The sequence below is a fragment of the Floridaenema flaviceps BLCC-F50 genome (genome assembly GCF_041929275.2).
In the GTDB taxonomy this organism is placed as follows: Bacteria; Cyanobacteriota; Cyanobacteriia; order Cyanobacteriales; family Aerosakkonemataceae; genus Floridanema; species Floridanema flaviceps.
On the sequence record NZ_JBHFNR020000002.1, the window covers coordinates 958,207 to 980,543 of the forward strand.

At 40.3% G+C, this 22,337-nt stretch carries 18 protein-coding genes; 7 read left to right on the forward strand and 11 right to left on the reverse strand.

Annotated features, from left to right (window positions below):
- Window positions 1-96: 96 nt before the first annotated feature.
- Window positions 97-399, reverse strand: coding sequence for an urease subunit gamma (gene ureA / locus ACE1CI_RS24350; RefSeq protein WP_413261209.1), 303 nt, complete (start codon window positions 397-399; stop codon window positions 97-99).
- Window positions 400-511: 112 nt separating this feature from the next.
- On the opposite strand from ureA, the gene ACE1CI_RS24355 reads away from it, so the two are divergent.
- A complete protein-coding gene (locus ACE1CI_RS24355; protein WP_413261210.1) occupies window positions 512-1,240 on the forward strand; it encodes a ferritin-like domain-containing protein in 729 nt (242 codons plus the stop codon).
- 62 nt (window positions 1,241-1,302) lie between these two features.
- Here ACE1CI_RS24355 and ACE1CI_RS24360 read toward each other — a convergent pair whose 3' ends face one another.
- The gene (locus ACE1CI_RS24360; protein WP_413261211.1) at window positions 1,303-2,175 is read right to left on the reverse strand and encodes an urease accessory protein UreD; all 873 of its coding nucleotides are present in this window, start codon (window positions 2,173-2,175) and stop codon (window positions 1,303-1,305) included.
- Between the two features lie 411 nt (window positions 2,176-2,586).
- Here ACE1CI_RS24360 and fmdA point away from each other — a divergent pair, with 411 nt between their 5' ends.
- Together fmdA and ACE1CI_RS24370 are read left to right on the forward strand one after the other, a co-directional pair.
- Entirely contained in the window at window positions 2,587-3,762 is a 1,176-nt protein-coding gene (fmdA, locus tag ACE1CI_RS24365) for a formamidase (RefSeq protein WP_413261212.1), read from the forward strand.
- Between the two features lie 148 nt (window positions 3,763-3,910).
- Entirely contained in the window at window positions 3,911-4,186 is a 276-nt protein-coding gene (locus ACE1CI_RS24370) for an FmdB family zinc ribbon protein (protein ID WP_413261213.1), read from the forward strand.
- 69 nt (window positions 4,187-4,255) lie between these two features.
- Here the strand turns inward: ACE1CI_RS24370 and ACE1CI_RS24375 are convergent, their stop codons facing one another.
- Both ACE1CI_RS24375 and ACE1CI_RS24380 read right to left on the reverse strand, forming a co-directional pair.
- Window positions 4,256-4,444 (reverse strand): heavy-metal-associated domain-containing protein, encoded by a 189-nt coding sequence (locus ACE1CI_RS24375; RefSeq protein WP_413261214.1) that lies wholly within the window; start codon window positions 4,442-4,444, stop codon window positions 4,256-4,258.
- Window positions 4,445-4,790: 346 nt separating this feature from the next.
- Window positions 4,791-5,465: a DUF305 domain-containing protein gene (locus ACE1CI_RS24380; RefSeq protein ID WP_413261215.1), complete on the reverse strand. Its 675-nt coding sequence runs from the start codon at window positions 5,463-5,465 to the stop codon at window positions 4,791-4,793.
- Between the two features lie 255 nt (window positions 5,466-5,720).
- Between ACE1CI_RS24380 and ACE1CI_RS24385 the strand changes: the two genes are divergently transcribed.
- Window positions 5,721-6,593 carry an ABC transporter permease subunit gene (locus tag ACE1CI_RS24385; protein ID WP_496615776.1) on the forward strand — a complete coding sequence of 291 codons (873 nt, stop codon included), beginning with the start codon at window positions 5,721-5,723 and terminating at the stop codon, window positions 6,591-6,593.
- A gap of 40 nt (window positions 6,594-6,633) precedes the next feature.
- On the opposite strand, the gene ACE1CI_RS24390 is transcribed toward ACE1CI_RS24385, so the two are convergent.
- Together ACE1CI_RS24390 and ACE1CI_RS24395 are read right to left on the reverse strand one after the other, a co-directional pair.
- Window positions 6,634-6,777 (reverse strand): photosystem I protein PsaX, encoded by a 144-nt coding sequence (locus ACE1CI_RS24390; protein WP_496615777.1) that lies wholly within the window; start codon window positions 6,775-6,777, stop codon window positions 6,634-6,636.
- 328 nt (window positions 6,778-7,105) lie between these two features.
- Window positions 7,106-8,185, reverse strand: a complete 1,080-nt coding sequence (locus ACE1CI_RS24395) for a lipoyl synthase (RefSeq protein ID WP_459564098.1) — start codon at window positions 8,183-8,185, stop codon at window positions 7,106-7,108.
- Between the two features lie 148 nt (window positions 8,186-8,333).
- Between ACE1CI_RS24395 and ACE1CI_RS24400 the strand changes: the two genes are divergently transcribed.
- Both ACE1CI_RS24400 and ACE1CI_RS24405 read left to right on the forward strand, forming a co-directional pair.
- Window positions 8,334-8,927, forward strand: a complete 594-nt coding sequence (locus tag ACE1CI_RS24400) for a response regulator (protein WP_496615778.1) — start codon at window positions 8,334-8,336, stop codon at window positions 8,925-8,927.
- A 286-nt stretch (window positions 8,928-9,213) separates the two neighbouring features.
- Window positions 9,214-9,447 carry a hypothetical protein gene (locus ACE1CI_RS24405; RefSeq protein ID WP_413265864.1) on the forward strand — a complete coding sequence of 78 codons (234 nt, stop codon included), beginning with the start codon at window positions 9,214-9,216 and terminating at the stop codon, window positions 9,445-9,447.
- A gap of 80 nt (window positions 9,448-9,527) precedes the next feature.
- Here the strand turns inward: ACE1CI_RS24405 and ACE1CI_RS24410 are convergent, their stop codons facing one another.
- Entirely contained in the window at window positions 9,528-12,998 is a 3,471-nt protein-coding gene (locus ACE1CI_RS24410) for a GAF domain-containing protein (RefSeq protein WP_413265863.1), read from the reverse strand.
- A 103-nt stretch (window positions 12,999-13,101) separates the two neighbouring features.
- On the reverse strand, window positions 13,102-14,946 hold the full coding sequence (locus ACE1CI_RS24415; protein ID WP_413265862.1) for an AAA-like domain-containing protein: 1,845 nt from the start codon (window positions 14,944-14,946) through the stop codon (window positions 13,102-13,104).
- A gap of 422 nt (window positions 14,947-15,368) precedes the next feature.
- Between ACE1CI_RS24415 and ACE1CI_RS24420 the strand changes: the two genes are divergently transcribed.
- The gene (locus ACE1CI_RS24420) at window positions 15,369-16,214 is read left to right on the forward strand and encodes an Npun_R2479 family HD domain-containing metalloprotein (RefSeq protein ID WP_413265861.1); all 846 of its coding nucleotides are present in this window, start codon (window positions 15,369-15,371) and stop codon (window positions 16,212-16,214) included.
- Window positions 16,215-16,424: 210 nt separating this feature from the next.
- On the opposite strand, the gene recR is transcribed toward ACE1CI_RS24420, so the two are convergent.
- From recR to ACE1CI_RS24435, 3 genes are all read right to left on the reverse strand, one after another.
- Window positions 16,425-17,021, reverse strand: a complete 597-nt coding sequence (recR, locus tag ACE1CI_RS24425; protein WP_413265860.1) for a recombination mediator RecR — start codon at window positions 17,019-17,021, stop codon at window positions 16,425-16,427.
- 64 nt (window positions 17,022-17,085) lie between these two features.
- Window positions 17,086-18,603 carry an MBOAT family O-acyltransferase gene (locus tag ACE1CI_RS24430; protein ID WP_413265859.1) on the reverse strand — a complete coding sequence of 506 codons (1,518 nt, stop codon included), beginning with the start codon at window positions 18,601-18,603 and terminating at the stop codon, window positions 17,086-17,088.
- 200 nt (window positions 18,604-18,803) lie between these two features.
- A complete protein-coding gene (locus ACE1CI_RS24435) occupies window positions 18,804-22,001 on the reverse strand; it encodes a hypothetical protein (RefSeq protein WP_413265858.1) in 3,198 nt (1,065 codons plus the stop codon).
- Window positions 22,002-22,337 lie beyond the last annotated feature (336 nt).

The following is a 22,337-nucleotide window of genomic DNA, read 5'->3' on the forward strand; positions in this document are numbered from 1 at the left end:
CCGGGATGTTTGGGGTGAGTTTAAGCGTTGGCGTAGCCTCTCCAACGGAGAATTGCAAATCAATCTTCAGAATGAGGACTAAACTATTAACAACAGTTATAAAATTGGGTGATGTACAGTCACCAATTTTGTCCCATCAGGAAAGGTAGCTTCAACTTGTACTTCATGCACCATTTCTGCCACCCCTTCCATAACATCTTCTTTGCTGAGTATGGTTTTACCATAACTCATTAATTCTGCTACAGTACGACCATCTCTAGCACCTTCTAAAATAGCAGCAGTAATATAAGCCACTGCTTCAGGATAATTTAATTTTAATCCTCTCTCTTTACGGCGTTCTGCTAACAGGGCAGCGGTGAAAATTAAAAGTTTATCTTTTTCCTGTGGTGTCAGTTGCATGGCTAAACTCTGGTTGCAATTATTGAATCACACTTTTTAGAATGTATCAGAATCAGCAACCATTCTGAATTAATTTTCATAAAATTTCCAGACAAGGACTGAACTCTCGATTATGAACTTTACCACCAACATTTTGCACATTTTAACCTCTAGTGCAGCAGCTTTTGTAACTTCGCGTAATATGCGTGACAGTCTGACTCGTCCAAGTATGTTAGCAGGTTTACAACTTTCTGAATCTGGCGCAGTTCCTTTTTTGGAAAAACTAAGTCAAAGGGCGACTGCTGAAGGCAATACTTGGCTAGCAGAAAAATTGGCGCGTCATGCTGCTGATGAACGTCGTCACGGACAAATTTTTGCCCAAGCTTTGAAACAATTGAACAAGCAAGTAATTGATTTCAAAAGTTTACCTAAAAGCAATAATAACAACCGCAGTCCATTTTTTGCTGCATATTATCAGGGTTATTCTAGTGAAGATTTGAAACCGGAAAATATTAACTGGGATGTATTTATGGCTAGTACTTACATCCTAGAATTGGATGCTAGCAAAGATTTTGTGCGAATGGCGAATGCTTTGCCAGAAGATCCCATTAGTAACAATATCAAAAAGGGAATTTTGAGTGTAGCAAAAGATGAAACAGGTCATGCAGCTTACCTTTATGAAGCATTAGAAAGTCGTTTACCAGCAGCGGAAGTTGTGAAGTTAACTGATGAATGGCGATCGCGCAAAGTCAATGCACTTTTTGCCATGATTAATGATTTTTTGCAAAAGGGTGGAAAAATGAATAACTTGGCGCGAGATGGCGTACCTTCAGAATTAGAAAATGATCTGGTAATTAATTAGTACGTTGTTGCGCTTTAGCGCTACAGTTGGCGCTGAAGCGCAACAACATACTTTACTTAATTTTACTGCCAAACTCTTGGCGGACAACTGGGACGATCGCAAAAACTCACCCGCAACAAATCCCAAACTCGTTTAAACCAATGTCTTACTTCTATACTAGAAGCGCCCCGATATCGACATAATAAGCCTTCAGTTATTTGGGTAACTCCTGCTTCACCTTTACTAGAAAAAGTAGGTTGATTTTGCCAAAATTCTCGCGCTTTTCCTACTATTTCTGGCGAGACTTTTTCACCTACCCAAACTAAACTAGCAACTATTGGTTGTCCGGCTAAACCATGAGGACTGTTAATAATTTCTTCCCCTGCTGGCAACCATTGTCTATCTATCCACAAAGGTTTTCCTTGTCGCCAAATTTCGGTGTAACTGCGCCATTCTCCTGTTAAGAATTTCTCACCTCTGGCGCTACGCCCAAAGCGACTAATTTCCCAACCTAACCAACTGGAATTAGGGGCTAATTCTACCCGTAAATCTTGCCGATAATTTGCCCCATTAAAAATAATAGTTTCTTGAGGTAGCCATTCTAAATAAGCGCCAGAATCTACTTTTATTTGGATATTTTGTTTGGCTTGAAAGCCGTTACTGCGATAAATTTTACTAGCAGCAGCAGTGGTAATTAAAGCTTTAGCATTTGGTTGTAATTGCACATCAAATGAAAGCCGATCGCCTCCCACCATTCCCCCCGCAGTGTGCAAAATTACGCTGTGACAAAAATCTGTACCTTCAGGATAAAAAGGTCTTTGTACTTTTAGGGGGGCGATCGCTAAATTGTGAATTAGTTGGGTGGTGTTTTGGCGATCGGCATAAATTAAATTAACTTTTCCCTGCCACTCAGAAGATAAAGAACCAGCTATTTTCTCAGTAGTGTTATTGTCCACTTTATATTAATAAGTATTGAGAAGTTGTTCAAGGATTTAAATGTTAACATAAAACTAGTGTAAATTATAATGCAGCTAAGTTTATTTAACCACATCGGCATAAACATAAATTAAATTAACTTTTTCCTGCCATTCATTCACAGATCCCCGACTTCTTCAAGAAGTCGGGGATCTGGCTGGGGATCTGGCTTGCATTAAATTTAAAAGTTTGTTCAACTATCTAAATATTACCATACAATACTTTACTTAAAACTCAATTAATAGTTACAAATTCTCAGAGTTTTTTGTATTCAAAAATACAGTATGTCGGGTATAGTTATCTTTAACTTAAGTGCAGCTAAAAGGCAAAATTAATTAGCCAATCTGCGGGACGGATAGCACCAAAAAAGTTTCACTAATCAGGGGAATACTATGCCTGAAGTTCTCTTCAAAGTAGACTTGAACAAACCATTTACCGAACAAGCATTAGTCGGACATAATCGTTGGCATCCTGATATTCCGGCAATAGTTTCTGTTAATCCGGGGGCTGTATTTCGCATTGAATGTAAAGATTGGACAGATGGACAAATTGGCAATAATGACAATCCCAACGATGTCAAAGATGTTGATTTAACGGTAGTTCATGTATTAAGTGGACCAATTCATGTCAACGGTGCCCAACCCGGAGATATTCTGGTTGTTGATATTTTAGATGTGGGAACATTATCAGAATATGAATGGGGATTTACGGGAATTTTTGCAAAAGAAAATGGCGGTGGTTTCCTGACAGAACATTTTCCAATTGCTCAAAAAGCGATTTGGGATATTCAGGGAATTTACACTAAATCTCGTCATATTCCTGATGTGAGATTTGCTGGAATTCCTCACCCTGGATTAATCGGTTGTGCGCCTTCTCATGACTTACTTGCTACTTGGAATAAACGGGAAGCAGACTTAGTAGCAACTAACCCCGATCGCGTACCACCTTTAGCCGCATTACCTAACCCACAAAACGCAATTCTTGGCTCATTAAAAGGAGCAGAATATGACAGAGTTGCTAAAGAAGCAGCGAGAACTGTGCCGCCTCGCGAACATGGGGGAAATTGTGATATTAAAAACTTGTCCAAAGGTTCGAGAATTTATTTCCCAGTTTATGTAGAAGGTGCAAAACTCTCAATGGGAGATATTCACTTTTCCCAAGGTGATGGGGAAATCTCTTTTTGTGGTGCGATCGAAATGGCAGGATACCTTGATTTGCACGTTGATATTATTAAAGGTGGCGTAGCAAAATATGGATTAACCAATCCAATTTTTAAACCGGGACCTGTGGAACCTCGCTATTCTGAATATCTGGTTTTTGAAGGGATTTCGGTTGATGAATTTACCGGGCAACAATATTATTTAGATGCTCATGTTGCTTATCGGCGTGCTTGTTTGAATGCGATCGAATATTTCAAAAAATTCGGTTATACCGGAGAGCAAATTTACCTGCTTTTAGGTTCTGCACCAGTAGAAGGGCGAATTAGTGGCATTGTAGACATTCCTAATGCTTGTTGTACCCTCGCAGTTCCCACAGCAATTTTTGAAAAGAATGTTTTACCAACATAGGAGCAGGGGAGCAGGGGAGCAGGAGAGCAGGAGAGCAGGGGAGAGAATTACAAAAATTTTCTCTTCTGTTGAAATCATGCAATTTAGAGCTTTTTATCCCCTGAAAATCTTCAATCTAAAATCCAAAATCTAAAATCTAAAATCAACTATGCCTCTTTACGAATTTGATTGCCAAAAATGTGGAACTTTTGAAAAATTCCGCAGTATGAGCGAAACTAACAAGCCAATGTTTTGCCCAACTTGCCAAGCAGAAGCTAAACGAGTTTATTCTGTAGCTGGCTTAATTATGACACCTCAAGCATTAAGAACTCGGATCGATCAAAGTGCAGAACCTCGCTTAGTTAATCGTTCAGAAGTTAAGCATTCTCATGCACATAAACACCATCATCATGAGCCTAGCAGACCTTGGATGATTGGTCATTAAATTTACCAATAATGGCTTTGAAATCAGGTAATTTAGAGATAAGTTCTATTTCTAAATTACCTGAATTTTTTAGGTAACAGGATAGCCAGCAGATGCGATCGCTTCCCGAATTTCAGTCTCCGGTTTGTTCGTTTCTACATTCACTAACTTAGTTTTAGGATCGGCTTGTACCACAGCGTTAGGATCGATCGTTTTAATCGCTTTGGTAATAGTATCGCTACAAGCAGAACAAGCCATGCTGGGAACTTTTAATTCCATATTCAACTTTTACTCCTGTTTGAGATCTTTTGTTACTAACTATTTTACTAAATCGCAGAATTTAGGATTAACGCAACTAGTTATCAAGATTACCGATTAGATCCCCCCTAACCCCCCTTACCAAGGGGGGAACTGATTTCAAAGTCCCCCTTTTTAAGGGAAAAGCTGATTTCAAAGTCCCCCTTTTTAAGGGAAAAACTGATTTCAAAGTCCCCCTTTTTAAGGGAAAAACTGATTTCAAAGTCCCCCTTTTTAAGGGAAAAACTGATTTCAAAGTCCCCCTTTTTAAGGGAAAAACTGATTTCAAAGTCCCCCTTTTTAAGGGGGATTTAGGGGGATCTAAAATTTACATCCAACGTCCGCCAAAACTACCCATTCTTTGCCTCATCATGCCCATACCACCAGCATTAAACCAACTGATTAGCCAAGCTTGCATTTGATGAATTTCTTGACGTTGGCTAATACTAATTTGTTGAGCTAACTGACTCACTTCATTGTGTTTAGCCAAATTATTTCCTAATAGCTGATGAGACATCATGACTGCGCCTTTATGGTGCATTCGCATATCTTCCAAAAATGCTCGATCTAAATCATTTCCTTTGAGTTTAGTTAAATCTCGCATCATTGGATGATATGTTACTTTGGTATTTTGATTCGGATACCACTGTTTTAACCATTGTTGCATTTGCTGAATTTCTGCACTTTGCACGCGGATAATATCATCAGCAAATTTTTTCATTTCTGGGCGATTCGTACCCGCTTTTAATAGTTTCGCAGTGGCGATCGCTTCTTGATGATGGGGAATCATTTGCGTGAGAAAATCAGCTTCGTTTTCCACTCTCATTGAGTGTATCATTCCCATTCCCATGCCGCCCATCATTCCGGGACAACCTGTTACTGAAGAATTTGTTTCTTGATCCGTTGAGGGTGAACCAGCATTTGTTACTTGGGTAGTGGCTAAGGTTGCTGCGCTTATACCTACGAGACTAAGAGCAATTAACAATCTGTTTGGCATTAACATATCTTTTAACCTCCCAAAGCTCTATTTTCAGCTTTTAGGAATTCATAACTTTTATGATAAAGTCTCCTTTTAGGCGGAGAGTCAAGAGAAAAAAGCGAAAATTAATTTTTTTTTAGTTTTTTCCTCTCTAGGTACGTTGTTGCGCTTTAGCGCTCTCCTAGTAGCGCTAAAGCGCAACAACGTACAATGTTAATCAATTTCAGGCATGATAAATAAGCATTCCCCAAATTTCTGTTAGGGTAATTCACTAAAATTATGGATCTGCAACAAACTGCACAATTATTTGTCAATGGAATTGCTGTAGGTAGTGTCATTGCCTTAGCAGCAGTCGGGTTAACGTTAACTTACGGAATTTTGCGCCTTTCCAATTTTGCTCATGGCGATTTTATGACACTGGGAGCTTATTTTACTTGGTTAGCGAATACAACTGCCAACATAAATATTTGGCTGTCGATGATATTAGGGGCGATCGGTACAGTAGCGGCAATGTTATTGTCAGAAAAAATAATTTGGTCGCCAATGCGCGATCGCCGTGCCACTTCCACAACCCTCATTATTATCTCGATCGGATTAGCGTTATTTCTTCGCAACGGCATCATTTTTATTTGGGGCGGTGGCAACCAATCTTATGCTTTGCCTGTAGTTCCAGCAATTGAATTTTTGGGCATCAGAATTGCTTTCTATCGCATCTTAGTGGTAATTTTGGCAATCTTAGCAATTGTGGCATTACATTTGCTCTTGCAAAATACCAAAATTGGCAAAGCAATGCGGGCAGTTGCCGATAATGTTGACTTAGCCCGTGTCACAGGGATTAATGTAGACCGAGTAGTGATTTGGACTTGGGTTATTGCGGGAAGTTTAACGGCTTTGGGCGGGGGAATGTATGGTTTAATTACCGCAGTGCGTCCGAATATGGGTTGGTTTTTGATTTTGCCGATGTTTGCTTCCGTAATTTTGGGAGGTATTGGCAACCCTTATGGCGCGATCGCAGGTGCCCTAGTCATCGGTTTAGCCCAAGAACTCAGCGTTCCCTTCTTAGGTAGCGAGTACAAATTAGGCGTAGCACTCTTAATGATGATCGTCGTGCTACTCATTCGTCCCCAAGGTTTATTCAAAGGCACGCTATAAGTAGCAGCGACGATCAAATTAGGAAATCAAAAAAGCGAGACTACTCAATGATGTGGAAATAATAAGCAGCTACTAAAAAGTTAACTGCTAACAGAAACAGCGCCCAACCTGTACGAAATGGGTAAGGTGGTTTACCAGTTTTGGGTACAGTAGCGCCAGTCGGTTTGGTAGCTGGGGTAGCCATAAGGTTTAGCTCCTAAAAGATTAGACTTTTATACAGGAATACCAAAGAACCTTACCCTTTGGTACAAACCGATATAAATCTTTTCGTCTCTTAACAAAGGGGGCAGGGGGGCAGAGGGGCAGAGGGGCAGGGGGGCAGAGGGGCAAAGGAGAAAAATTTATCTTGTGTTCTGCTACCTGTTTCCAGTGAATCGCCCGGAAATCAATTTCCGGGCTAATAGCTCAAGTCCATTGAAATGGACTAAAAGACTGATATTTTGGTCAGATTACTTCTCTTCTGTCCCTCTGCCCCCCTGCCCCTCTGCCCCTCTGCCCCTCTGCCCCTCTGCTTACTCTCCAGCGTGGTAGGAACTCCGCACCAAGGGGCCGGAACGGACGTGGGAAAAGCCGAGTTCTTGGGCGATCGCACCCAATCGATCGAATTCTTCGGGAGTCCAGTATTTCTGCACTGGTAGGTGTTCTAAGGAGGGGCGGAGATATTGACCGAGAGTGATGCGATCGCAACCCACTGCCCTTAAATCTGCCATTGCTGCAATAATTTCTGCTTCGGTTTCCCCATGTCCCAACATCAATCCTGATTTTGTCGGGATATTTGGGTCAAGATTTTTAACAATTCTGAGAACGTTTAGGCTGCGATCGTATTTTGCCCCCCGACGCACTGGGTTTTGCAACCGTCGCACTGTCTCAATATTGTGGTTGTAACAAGCAGGTTTTGCCCTAACTACAGTGGCAATACGCTGATATTGCTTCTCCTCCTGCGAGTTTTTCGCTCCCAAGCTGCCCCGATCTAAAACACTTTCATCTTCCCCTTGTCCCCCTGTCCCCTTGTCCCCTTGTCCCCTTGTCCCCTTGTCCCCTTGTCCCCCTGTCCCCTTGTCCCCTTGTCCCCCTGTCCCCTTGTCCCCTTGTCCCAAGAGTCCTCCCCAGAAATCAGGGGTTAATACTTCAATTTGGGTTTCCCGGTTGAGTTGGCGAATCGCTTCCATTGTCGCCACAAACCAACCTGCACCCCCATCGGGCAAATCATCTCTAGCAACTGAAGTCAGCACTACGTAACGCAAACCCAACAATTGCACCGATTCGGCAACTTTTTGGGGTTCCTGGGGGTCAAGTGGCATGGGTGCGTGCCCTTTGTCCACCTGACAAAAGGCACAAGCTCTAGTACAAGTCGGCCCCATCAAGAGAAAAGTTGCGGTTTTTTGCGAATAGCACTCGCCTCGGTTCGGACAACGCCCTTCTTCACAAATAGTATGAATCTGTCTTTGTTTAATGATTCGTTGTACTGTAGAAATTTCACTAGCTTTGCCGATGCTTCGCTGTCTTAACCAAGGAGGCATTGCTGCAATTTCCTCGCGCATTTGCGAATTGACAAAACCAGATATAACTGTTGGGTTAGCTTCAGAAGACATGATAATTGGAGTAATTATATGTTAAAGAGGTTAACAGAACTCTTAAGAAATAGCATGATACACATTGTAGAGCTTTGGTTAAACTAGCATTATGATTAAGAGGCAACTTCAGTCAAGCGTAATATAGTCCCTGTTAGAGGAATTGGTCGTGCCAAACAAAATCTTAGTTATTGATGACAGCGGAGTGATCCGTAAAACGGTAAAAGATATGTTACCTGCTGGTAAGTTTGAGATTGTAGAAGCCAAAGATGGTGTAGAAGGGCTCAATCTCGCCAAGAAGGAACGCCCGAATTGGATTATGTTAGATTTCATCTTGCCGAAAATGAGTGGCTGGGATGTTTATCAAGAGTTGGAAAAACAACCAGAACTTCGCAAGATTCCCTTAGTAGTAATGTCAGGGCGTAAGGAAGAAGTAACATCAAAAATTCCCGAAGCTTCTTTTAAATTTGTCGAGTTTCTTGTTAAGCCGTTCGATCAAAAGCAATTGATGGCGGCTTTAAAAAGTTCAATGGAAAAGGTAAAGCTGAGAGTAGCCGCAGCACCCGCAGCAGCACCCGCAGCAGCACCCGCAGCAGCACCCGCAGCAGCACCCGCAGCAGCACCCGCAGCAGCAGGCGATGGTGCAAGTGCAGGAGAAATTCAAGCTTTGAAACAGCAAATTGCTAAGTTGAATGCTGAGGTAGAAGCTTTGAAGAAACAACAGGCTCAAATTATGACTTTTATTAAGCAGAAATTAAAATAGTAGCCTTTGTTAAATAAGTATTTTCCTAAGCCTAGTAGTCATGGGACGCTGCTAGGCTTATTTTTATTAATTTAATATTTAATTTAAGATTTTCTCCAATTTTGCGATCGCTAAATCAGAGAACTTTGCTACAGATAGTTATATAATCAAGTTAGCTTTTCAAATTAACACCTGAGCAATTTTATTCCGATTGTGTAGCTTGACCAAACTCTACTTTTTTCAGCTTTAAACTGCCTTAACTGAACAGTATTGATTGTAATTTGTGCATTTAAATGGAGACAAGAGAATGACATTAAATTCAAATAAACCAGTCGAAAATTTTGAGGATTCTGGTTTTCTTGACTCTGAAGTTAGTTCCGATCCGGGAAATCCTGATTATGATACTAATGCAGCAGGAATTGAACAAGATATTAATCATTTTTCCGATATTATTGCCACAGTTCCGCTGCATTCTGAACCAGAAAATGATGATAAAGCTGCTGAACGTCAAAAAAGAATTATGAGTCGCATTCCGCAGTAAGTGGCTATATAGATCCCCTCCCCTTCAGATCCCCGACTTCTTTAAGAAGTCGGGGATCTAACTTCAGATCCCCGACTTCTTTAAGAAGTCGGGGATCTGGCTGAATCATTTTGCGCTAAGTAACCTTTCAATTTTTCTAAAAGCTTAGAGTTTTGCAAGGTTACTCCCACTTGATTATTGAAAATTTGCATATATTTTTCATCACTTTCATCAAAACTAGCTTGGAATTGATGTGGTACTTCTAGATCGTAAGCTAGTGAAAATTCCGAAAAATCTCCGGTTTTTCTTTTGTTAATTAATTGGGTGACAGCAATCAAATCACCATCAGGGTTAAATACTGGCATACATAGTAAACTACAAGTACGATAACCTGTTTGTCGATCGGTTTTCCTAGCGGTTTCTGAGTCTGCGTGATTGTACAAATCAAAGGGAATATTTAATAGTTTTTTGGTGGCGGCAACTTTACCAGCGTAACCTTGTCCTACTTTAATTTTGATTTCTTTAAATGAACCATCATCAAAGAGAATTTCTGTCCATAATTCTCGTTCATCATTATCTAATAACCAGAGGGTACTGCGATCGGCATTGGTAAGTTTTTTCGCTTCTTCCATTACCCTTTGGAGAATTTCTTTAATCTCCATGCTACCGTTACTAACAGTGCGTGTGGCAGCAATTAAAGCCGCTGCTACTCTTTGTCCCCGCGCTGTTTTATGATAGGAACGGAAACTTTCTAAAACTATTTTAATTTCTTGAGTATCCTTCAGCAAACGTTGTTCGTCAGCAATAGTAAAACCAAGTCGATCGATCTTTTCTGCTAAAGGTCTACTTTTAGAAACTCCAGGTTTTAATTTGTTGAGTAATTGCACCACTGCTACTAAATTTCCCTGCTCATTTAATAGCGGAGAACTTAACATTGTATAAGTACGATAGTTATTCTTTCTGTCTTGTTCCTTTGCTGTAGTTGAGCGAGGATCGTCATAAAAATCAAAGGGAATATTAATAATTTTTTTCGAGGCTGCTACTTCACCGAGAATACCTTTATTTGTGGGAATGCGAATTTCGAGAAATTCATCACTGTCTGATTCAGCAACAATTGACCAAAATTCATTCCTTTCTTCATCTAATAAAAAGATGCTAGTGCGATCGGCATTTAATGACCTCCCCATTTTTAAGGTAATTCTGCGTAAAATTGAATCAATAATTTCATCACAACCTTGAATATCCATAACGCTAGTGAGTACCGCTAAAGCTTGCGTCACCACGTTATTGGGTTGATTTTTTAATTCTTGTTTTAACGCCTCAAATTTCTTGGCATTATGCAGTGCTACGCCAGCTTGTTCGTTAAATGTTTTCATCGATTTTTGATCTTGAGAATCGAAGCTAGCTTGAAAACATTCTGGTGCTTTAGGCCAATCATTTGGGTTATATTTAGGAAAATCACCCTGTCTTTTTTTGTTAACTAATTGAGTAACTCCAAGTAATTCTCCATCTGGGCTAAAAACAGGCATACAGAGTAAACTACAAGTGCGATATCCTGTTTTTTGATCTGTGTTTTTGGCGGTTGCCGAATCGGGATGTTTGTAAAGATCAAAAGCTATATTTAAAGGTTGGGTTGTTTGAGCAACTTTCCCAACAAAACCTTGTCCAACCTGCACTCTAATTTCTTTAATTTCGCCATTTTCAAAGGGAATTTTTGTCCAAAGTTCATTTTTTTCTGGATCTAAAAGCCAAAGGGTACTGCGATCGGCATTCATCAATTTTTTTGCCTCTTCCATAACTCTAGTTAAAGTAGCTTCTGAGTCTAAACTAGTTTGGGAAAGAGATACTGTAGCTTCTGTTAAGGCTTTTAATGCTTGGACTTTTTGAGTTTGTTTATAAAATAATTGGCACTTTTGCAGAATTTGGCGTATTTTCGGTGCATATTCAGCAAATTGTTTTTCATCTATTTCAGTAAACCCTTGGCGATCGATTCTTTCTGATAATGAGGCGCGGGGATTATTATGTGGTTTAAGCTTATTAATTAATTGAATAACTGTGACTACATCTTTCTGTTCATCAAACAGTGGTATAACTAATCTATTGTATATGGGATAGGAAGTTTTTTCTGGGGCTACCTCTGGGAATAAATTAATATTTTCATTGCCAAACTTAAATGGCTGATTAATGAGTTTTTTGAAGTTAATAAGAATACTTTCTGTTTGTTTATTAACATTAATTTCTAAGTCTGGTTGCTGCCCATACCTATCTGTAGCAGTAATTGACCAAAGTTCTTGATTCTCTTCATCAATGAAAAAAATTCTGGTGCGTTCCGCATTCATCAATTCACCTAATTTCTTGGTGATTGAACCGATTATTTCTTTCAAAATAAATTCAAAAGCTTTACCTTCCATTGCATCTAACATAGAAAGTAATTTTTGCTCTTGAGCTTCAATAACCTGGATAAAATCTGCTTGTAATTCTGCTAAAGCTTTGCCAACCCAGATATGGTGAAATATTTCTGAATAAATGCGGTTACAAATTTTTAATTTTCCCTGGTGTTTAACTACTAAACCGGAAAGACGCAATTCTATTTGTTCTGTACTTTCATCGGCTATAATTTCTTCTGACCGCAGAACTTTTTGATAAATATTGAGTAGCGATCGCGATCTTTTACTAATTGTCAGTAACCGATCTCTAATCGTTCTTAAATGTGGTGGTTCATCCCCGGCTTCCCAATTTTCAATTAAACGCGATCGCACCAATTTTTCCACAAAATTTTCTTCTTTACCTGCGGGGATATCTACTTCTAAACTATAAATTAAATTACACAATTTTTGGGTGAGAAATGGTTGTCCGCCCGTCCAATCTAACACAGTTTTTAATATAGCTTGAGGGTGACGTACTTTATGGGCTAAACCTTCAACTAAAGAGCCAATTTCTTCTAGTTTAAACCCATTTAATTCTATAGCACGTCCAATATTAAAAGGTGTCGTCTTTTTGTCTTGAATTAAATCGGAGGGAGTTGCTACCCCCATTAAAGCAAAAGTAATTCGGTTGTCTGGTTCATTGCAAGAACGAATATAAGCAAAAAAATTGTCGGTGGGAAAATTGAGGTTAAGAACGCTATCAATTTCGTCAATAAAAATAATGATTTTTTGGTTAACTGATTCTAAAAGTACTTGTTCGATAAATTCGCTTAATCGATGTACAGGTGTGAGAAAAGCGCGATCGCGCAACCAACTTTGCAAATTAATTTTTTCTGTTAGTTGAAAGCTAGTTAATAGCCGCCGCATGATTCCCGCATACCATTGATCCGGCGTAATATCCTGACTACCAATTTTATTTAAATCAATAGCTGCACAGGCGAAACCTTTAACTTGTAATCTGTGCATTGTTCGCACTCTCAAGCTAGTTTTTCCCATCTGTCGGGAATTCAAGACATAACAAAACTCACCAGCTTTTAAACCTTCATAAAGTTCTCGATCGGCTTGTCGCACAACATAACTAGGTGCATCTAAAGGTAAATGTCCGCCAACTTTATAAGTGTAGGTTAAGTTTCCTGTGGTAATCATTATTATTTATTAATGAGTAGAGAACACCGCTAGTGCAAGAAGGCAGAATGGAAGAAAGTTTTTTGATGATTCTCTCGCTATTGGTCAATACTTAATTGCTTGTTCATAGGCGATCGCGAAAATAAAGCTTATACAAATTAAATCGCGGAATTACTTGATTACCCTGAAATTTCACTAATCCCATACTATGTAATTTAAATGCTGGCACAGATTCCAATTCTATCGCTGTGTCCGCCGTCACCACTTTAGCAAAAGCATCTGCTAATTCTGGATGCTGTTGCAAACTCCATAAATGTCTCCGCAAATGGTCATTATAAAGACCCGCCTCTGTGGGCGCAGTTTCTAAAAGTTTTTCTAAGGTAATTTCGTTTTGGGAAATTCGATAAAGTGCTAATCTAATTAAATAAGGATGTCCTCCAACTAAAGCCATTAATTGCTCAATCTTACTGGTTTGCCAATTTAAGTTATGTCGCGCAATTAAAACCTGTACCTGCTCGAAATTAAACTCCGGCAATTCAATGGGCAACCCTACATTAAAGGGTGATTGGTTAACATTTAAAGGTATATAAACTTCAGTGGAATGTACTACCACTAACCGCAATTTTCCCCAAAGATTACTATCACCACTGCCATATCCCGCTTCCTCAAACCAAGCACGTAACAACCCAAAAAAATCATCCGCAATTTTGGGGTATTGGAAAATGCGATCGACTTCATCCAAACCTAAAACCAACGCATTATTTGCTGCTGGTAACAGATATTCTTCAAAATAAATTGTGCAATTGTCCTTACTTCCGTAGGTATCACTCCAAAACTTATCTAGTTGAGAAGCTAAACCTAATTTGCGCGAAATTATCGCACAAAACCATCTCAAAAGCTGATTTAAATCAGTAAAAATTTCTGTATCTGCTAACTGAAAACTCAAGGGAACTGTCCGGTAACTTAATTTTTCTTCTGCATGATACAAAAGCCTCGCCATTAAAGATGTTTTGCCCATCTGTCTGGGTGCTTTAATCCGAATTAACGCCCCAGGTTGAGAAATAGCTGCGTAGCACTGATTTTCACAAGGAACTCTTTCCACATAAAAAGCTGAAGCTAGGCGCACTTGTCCGCTGGGTATTTCTGGTTCCGCTACTGGTAAAGGAATTGCAGGCGTAACCCTGTCAGTCGATGGAGGTGTAGATTTATCCCATTCGACTGCTTTTCCTGATAATAAATTACTGATTTCTTCGAGTAAACAAGGCGTATCAGTAGGGGAATTCCATTCCCGTTGTCGTACTTCTGCTAAATAGCCACGCAAATCATGATTTAAAATAGTATTAGCTGGACAATTTACCCGAATAGTTAATAATGTTAACTGATGATTTCGCTGGCGATCGCGCAACTCCCGCACCCGCCGTAAAATTTCAATCACCATTTCACTTACCGCAGATTCGGGAGATAACAGCAGCAAGAAATAATCAGATTGCTGCAATTTCTGATTAATATCAGCCACCCAATCTGCCTGGGCTTGATATGAATGAGAATTTCCTCCTACCCCATTGTTAAAACTGAGAGGAAACTTGTATGATTGTCCGCCTAATTCTGCGATCGATCGCTCTAACTCCGTAGCTAAACTAGTATCCGGTTGCTGATGATGATAGCTAATAAAAAAAGTCTTGCTTGTACCTGTCCTGTCTAATTGGGAATTTTTAGCTTTATATGCTCTGGTTATTGCACCTTGTAAAGTTTTTTTCTTAACTTCTTCACCTAATACTTGAGATAACTTTCTCCATAGCCTATAAGCAACATCCTTTTCCACATATTCAGGATTTTCAGGATGAATCTTTTCGTAAGTCAGTCCCGACCAAGAACCAATAAATACCTTTCTTTCTAAATCACTCAAATACTTTCCCGCATCATCATAGACTAACTTATCTACAAATTCCAAAGCTTGCTCAACTTCCATATAATCAACTTAGTTCCTATTGCTGCTGCCTGGTTAAAATTCTCTCATCTTAATTCACCCTGAGCAATCAGGATTAGTATAACAAAAATTTAGAATTCTTGTCCATAAACCTTAAATTACTGAGCTTTACAGAGTTTTACTGAAAAATTATGAATCAATTAATTTGATCGCACAGACTTTTCCTAAACCATCAAAAATTAAATAGATCCATAATTTTTCTATACATGGACTTTTCTGGTTTGCTATTGCTTAAAATATTGCTATAACTACTATTAAAGCCTATTAATGGTTTATTTTGAACTCTAAGACAAAACAGATAATACTAACGCAGTTTTCCCAGGGACAGTCTATCAAAATACTAATAAAGCAGGCCAATACTTACCCAAACAACCAATTGAAAATATTTCCGGGGGGGGGAACTAATGTACAATCCGACAAAATACATGATCGATGGTTTCGTAGAAAACATACAAGCTGGCTACCGTCGCAATTACGGAGGTTTGAAACCTGACTACGCCGACATTATAGGCTGGGCGGCTAACATGGCGCTAGAAAATATTGCCAACAGCGACGCTTTGTACCACAACGTTGAACACACAATTTATGTCACTTTAGTGGGACAGGAAATTCTTTGGGGTAAACACATCCGTGAGGGTGGCGTAACTTGTGAAGATTGGTTACATTGTATCATTTCTCTTTTATGTCATGATATCGGATTTGTCAAAGGAGTTTGCCGAACTGACAAACCATCAGAAAGAAAATATGCTACAGGTATAGATGATTTGATGATTACACTACCCTTTGGTTGTACTGATGCAAGTCTGAATAACTATCACGTAGACCGAGGTAAATTATTTATTCAAGAACGTTTTGGCGGTCACAGAATTATTGATGCCAGCATCATCAAAAAGAATATCGAACTAACTCGTTTTCCCGTACCAAATGATAAAGACCACCAGGATACCAAGGAATATCCTGGTTTAGTTCGTGCTGGGGATTTAATTGGTCAATTAAGTGACCCCCGCTATTTACAAAAAATTAGTGCTTTGTTTTATGAATTTGAAGAAACAGGAACGAATAAAACTTTGGGTTATAAAAACCCCAATGACTTACGCAAAAACTATCCCAAATTTTATTGGGGAGTAGTTTACCCTTATATTGAACCAGCTTTGGAATTTCTCGACGTAACGTTGGAAGGTAAACAAATTTTGGCAAATTTATTTTCCAATGTATTTCGCATTGAACATTCTAAACAGCAAGATAATTAACAAGTAAGTAGGTGTAAATAAATAAAGTGATAATAGTTATATGAGGATGGGGCGGGCTAGGAGAGCCCACCCCACAAGAAAGCTGTAACTCTTGTGGGGCGGGCAGGAGAGCCCGCCTTAATTTTCACTTTATTTATATCTACCTACTTAATGAGATTTGGAGATGGGATAAAATCCCAAAAATCCCTTCTTTTCCCATTACTAATACCCCTAATCTATCTCTCTTCTGCCCTCCAAAGCACGGGCTAATGTTACTTCATCGGCATATTCTAAATCTCCCCCTACTGGTAAACCAAAAGCAATTCGCGTTACTTTGGTGAAAGGTTTTAATAATTGACCGACATAAAGAGTAGTTGTCTCACCTTCTACGCTAGGAGTAATGGCTAAAATTACTTCTTTTGGCTTTTGCTGACTTACCCTTCTGACTAATGGAGAAACATTTAATTGTTCGGGTCCAATGCCATCCATTGGGGAAATTACACCGCCTAAAACGTGATATTTGCCGCTAAATTCTCGCGTTTTTTCTAAAGCAATGACATCGCGAGAGTCAGCGACTACACAAATAGTATGGTTATCCCGGTTTTGGTTGCGGCAAATTTCGCAAACTGGTTCAGCTGATAGGTGAAAACAAACGGAACATAAACCCACTTGCTTTTTAGCTTCGATTAAAGCTTGGGCAAGTGCTTGTACTTCATCTTCGGAACGTTTCAAAATATGTAAAGCCAAGCGTTGTGCCGTTTTTGGGCCAACTCCTGGTAAACGTTGTAATTGTTCAATCAAACGAGCTAAAGGGCGTGTATATACCATTTCTAGTTATGAATGCCGAGTAGTGACTCAGGACTTTCGCCTCAGCATTCAAATGCTAACAAGTTTAGAAGTCAAAGTAGATATAAGGCAGACCTTGTTTGGGGGCTAACATCCAAACTGCGTACAAACTCAGGGGTACTAACATAATTTTGATCGGCCAATTTAGTTGTAGCTTTAAACGGCGATCCCCGGCGAAAATTATTGCCATGATGGCGACTATTGCCCAAAGTAATAAGGCGATTTCTCCTCTTTGTAGTCCGATCGCTTCTAAGTATACCTTTTGGGCAAACTGAATATCAGCATTGTGTCCCCACAAATGAGTAAATACCCAAGTCGCATCTCTTAAATTAGGCAATCGGAAAAAGATCCAAGAAGTAAATACCATTAATTGAGTAATCGCCCAAGCTACAACTATACCGGGAATAGTTTGCCACCATTTTTTCAGGATTGAAACATTATCAGATAGAGTTTCTGTTAAGCGATGAACTACTAAAGCGATGCCGTGATATGCACCCCAAACTACAAAACCCCAAGCTGCACCATGCCAAATTCCGGCAATTAACATGACAATTAATAAGTTTAAACAGGTGCGTTTTAAACCTTGTCGAGAACCGCCCAAGGGAAAGTAAAGATAATTCCGCAACCAATCTCCTAATGTAATATGCCAACGTCGCCAAAATTCAGCAATGCTAGTAGTAAAATAGGGAAAATCAAAGTTTGGCGGTAAGTTTAATCCCATTAACAAAGCTGTACCCAAGGCAATATCAACATAGCCACTAAAATCGAGGTACAGTTGTAATCCATAAGCAAAGGTCGCTAACCACAAATCTCCGCTACCAGCACGTTCTAAATTATCAAAGCTGACTCCGACTAAAATGCCGATTCTATCTGCTATTAAGGCTTTTTTCACTGCCCCACAAGCGATTAACCAAAGTCCTTCAACTATTTGATTGGTGCTGGGAAATCGCAGGGTATTTAGTTGCGCTGCTAAGTGATGATATCGGGTAATCGGTCCAGAAATTAATTTAGGAAAGAACAATTTATAGGTGGAAAATTTCAGGAAGTTTCCGGTAGCTGGCGCACCGCGATAAACATCAATTAAATAAGCGATACATTCAAAACAGAAAAAGGAAATTCCCAAGGGGGCAATTAGTTGTTGATTCAGCCAAGTTGCTTGTTCTTTGATTACTGGTAAGTTAAATAGATATGCGATCGAATTTAAAAAGAACGGTATATACTTAAAGCCAAACAGTAAGACAACATTCAAGAAAATCCCTAGCCATAAAAAGCGCAAGCGTTTCTTATTCCAGTTTTCTTGTACTGTTTGCCATTCTTGATTAGACAATCGCCAATCTTTAGAATTTAATCTTAATAGCGATCGTTTACCTAAGATTAATCCCAGGCGATAGTTAAAAAACGTCAGGGCAAAAAGTAGAGGAATGTAATAAATTTGGATCGAAGCATAGAAAATTACGCTGGCTAACAAAAGTATCCATAACCGCAACCACTGACTTTGAATTAACCAGTAAATTGCGAGGACAGCTAATAGGAATACGCCATATAAAAGGGAAACAAAAGTCATTCTTGGTAATGGGTAGTTGGTAGTTGGTAGTTGGGGACTAGGGCGGGGTTAGGGGTTAGGGGGTTGGGGGTTGGGGATGGAGTGAAAGGGTGTAGGGTTTGGGGAAGAAGACATATTCCGCTACACCCCCACACCCCAACCCCCAACCCCCAGATTCTCCCCATCTCCCCATCCCCCCATCTCCCCATCCCCCCATCTCTCTATCTCCCCACTTCCCCGTTATTTTTGGGCCAAGGAATCAGGGGATCTTGTGCTAGCCTTTTAGCTACAGCAGCAGCACCGTAGCGGTTTAGGTGACTGGGATCTGAGAAGTATTCATTTTTTCTCGGCCATAATTGATTCCAATTGCGGAACACGAATCCTTTTCTTAAAGAAAGGCGCAACATATAAATTTCAAATTCTTTTTCGTATTGTCGCCTGTGGGCATCTAAGTATTCTCTAGTTAGGGGTAAATTAATGAAAACGAGGGGAATTTGCCGAGATTGAGTATACTCCACTAAAGATTCTAAGGCGGAGTTTTGTGGCCCTCCTAAATAAAAATCTTTGTAGTCAGTATCATAATCACCTTTGACTTTGGCGTGTTTTTCGTAGTAGGTTTCAGGCTCAAAGCGGAGAGAAATTGGTAAGAAACCATCCCAATCCAGGGGACGTTCTTCTATTTCTATTTGTTGATTTTCCGATCGCACTTTCTCCGGTTTCTCTGGTTTCCCAAAAGTATTGGCAAACCAATCGCGTAATTTGGCATTTAAGCGATCGCGTTCTTCATAACTTGCGGAAATCTCACCTAATTTTTGATTTAACAAATTATCAACATCTTGGGCTTTTATTTCCCCGATATTTCCTGAGAATTCTGCCACTATTGGTGGACTTTCTGACTGCTTTTCTGGAGTTTCATTAGCTAAATTTTCTGTTTTAACTGATTTATGAAATGTCCCTGCTGCTACTTCTTTGTAACCTGGAGATGCTGCCAGTTTGCTATAAGTTAAATCAAATCTCCCGCTATTAACAGCCCTTGCGCCATCTGCCCAAATAATCAATTTTGGCATTTGTTCTGGGGTGAGAATCCGACGAACTAATAGGTCAACAATTTGAGCCGTTGCGCCATTAATTCCGAAGTTGAAAATTTTTGCTTGACCGTAACCTTGCTCTGCTAAAGCTTTTTGCAAAATTGCCGGATCGATACCACGCATAGCGCGAGAACTGCCGATAATTAATATATCAGGTGGGCCTTGTTTCTCCACTTGCTTTTGGTAAATTGCCAGCTTTTCATCAAACTGAACATTGTCAAAACTGGGGAAATCTGGCTGTTTAACATTTAAGGTAACATTTTCCCCGGTTGGGTCTACCTTTACTTCCGTATTTCCTGGTTTTGTAAATCCAGTGGTATCAAAAATATTTTCTGATTGGCGGCGTTTTCGCTGGCGATCTCTTCGGTTTTGAGTGGTATTTTCCTGAACTAATTCTCTGTTTGCTGCTGCTTGTTGTTCCGGGGTGAGATTTTCATATCTTTCTCGGAAAGCGGCATCATTTAACACCGCAGAATTTTGTTGGGGACTGTCGGGAATTTTCAGTACACTACCGACAATTAAATCTGTACTTAAAGCCAACATAATGCCCAAAGCGCCCCAAACCAAAGCTACTCTTGCGCCGCTGTAATTAGCATTTCCTGGTAAAGCTAAGAAATTTTGTCCGGTTTCGCTGGGGGTGCAAATTTGCGATCGCGTTAACACCCCATAGCAAGATTGCCCAAATTTATTAACTCCCTGTTGAACTTTTTCAACTTGCGTTTCTAGCCAACCAGATGGTATATCTTCTATATTGGGAGCCGCACTTTTTAAACCCGAATCTTCTGGTTCCGAGTCAATTTTTTCGGTGACAAAATGTTCGGTAGTTGCAAAGTCTGGGGCAGTTTCAGGAACTACTACACCGCGAGCCGCAAAATCTTTTCCGAAAGTCCAACTCGGTTGTTTTTCCCCCGATCGCCGACCGTAAACTCTTACCCCAGCAATGCCCGGAATTTGCAGTTCACCGATCAACTGAAGCACGGGCGAACTTACTTGCTGTTGCAGCGGACAAACTAGCGCATCAGTCATGACGTACAACAAATCTTCGCGCCGCCGCACTTGAATGCGAATCCCGCCTGTTGCTAACCGCCAATCAATATCTGTATTTAATAATTGCCCGAGCAAAAATTCCAAAGCTTCTTCATCGCCATTCGCTGCTAAAGACCTTGTAGACTGCGCTAATTGGGGATGATTATTCCCTGGTAAATCTAACCATTCTACCCAAACTGGGGTTTCGTCTAAATGTTCGTGACCATAAATAATCGCTGCTTTCAACCCTTGGGGAGCTAAGCTTCTTAACATTGGGGTGAGATTTGCGATCGCCTTATGCTTATTTGGCACAATATCTGGGCGTATATTGTAATCTCCCAGGTGCAATTGCTTAATTCTTTCCCAATTTGGCGTAGTGCAGGAAATATGTAGTGTTGACTCCTTAATCACCACCGAAATTTCCATACCATGATCTTGCGGGCGGTTGAGCAAGCGTTCGATCGCTGCCTCATCCCCCCACTGCGCCCACTCCCGCAGCATCTCTGAGGGGAGCGTTAAATCCACCCGTAGCATCCAATCAGGAGACTCTTCCCCTGTCACCTGACTGAGAATTACCGCATCTTGGAAACCTTCCAACTTTAACTCCCGTAATTGTTGCGCTACGGGTGCAGCTAACAAGGAAGGATCGGGACTGTAAGCACTTTCGCAGAATACCCATAACCGCTGCTTCGGTGTCCCTAAATCTTGACTTTTAAAAGGATTTTCCCGGTGGCTACTTTTTGTCTTCACAGGGAGGATTTTGGTAGCTACTTTCACCGTCACTCCCAGATGACTCAGAAGCTTAGTTAAATAATGAGCGATCGCTTCTGGATTACCTTGACGCGCCTGACTTTCCCAATACTCAGCATCACCAACTACCTGAGCACTAACCGTTTTTGAAGTTGTCCCCGCACTGGTTGATTTCATCGCTAACTCTTGACTCTTCTTAACTGGTGGGGCTTCTCCAGAATTGGCTACTATTGGCGCGAGCAACTGTTGAATATCTAGTTGTTCTGTCCAATTGGGTCGTTTTTCACCCAACACCCGACCGTAAAGAAACACCCGGTTAATTGGCAGATGTTCCCCACCCAACAAGTCTTCTAGTTTAGTAGCTTCCAGAGCTTGTGTCACTCGCTCGATCGCTTTTTGCTTGTTGGGACAATCTTGACCTTCCCAGAGAATATGCAGAGTATTCTCCCGTACCCGGACTCGTACCTGCATCCCCGCAAGTACTAGCTCTCTTTCAACCCACTGAGTCAGGCTGATTGGGTCAGATGTAATTTGGCGTTGCTCTATGTTCAACATTAGGGCGCTTAATTAAAGACTGAGGAAGAAACTGAGGTCTAACCAAAATTTTTTTGAATGCTGACCCGGGTTTCTCGCTAAATCAAATTACGAGTGGCATTATATCCTGCTCCGGTCAAAATTCAATCATTTGATCGGTATTTTTGCACCTCCCAATGGCAAATCTGTCTCACAATATTAATGAGGGAACAGGGAACGGGCAACAGGCAACAAAGTTTAATGTCAAGGGGATTTAAACCCGCCCACCCAAAACTCCCTACTTCTATAAGTAGGGTCTCTCACTCCCCCAGGGAAAAGTAAATCGAGAAAACTGTTCAGGAGTTCCCTATTCCCTGT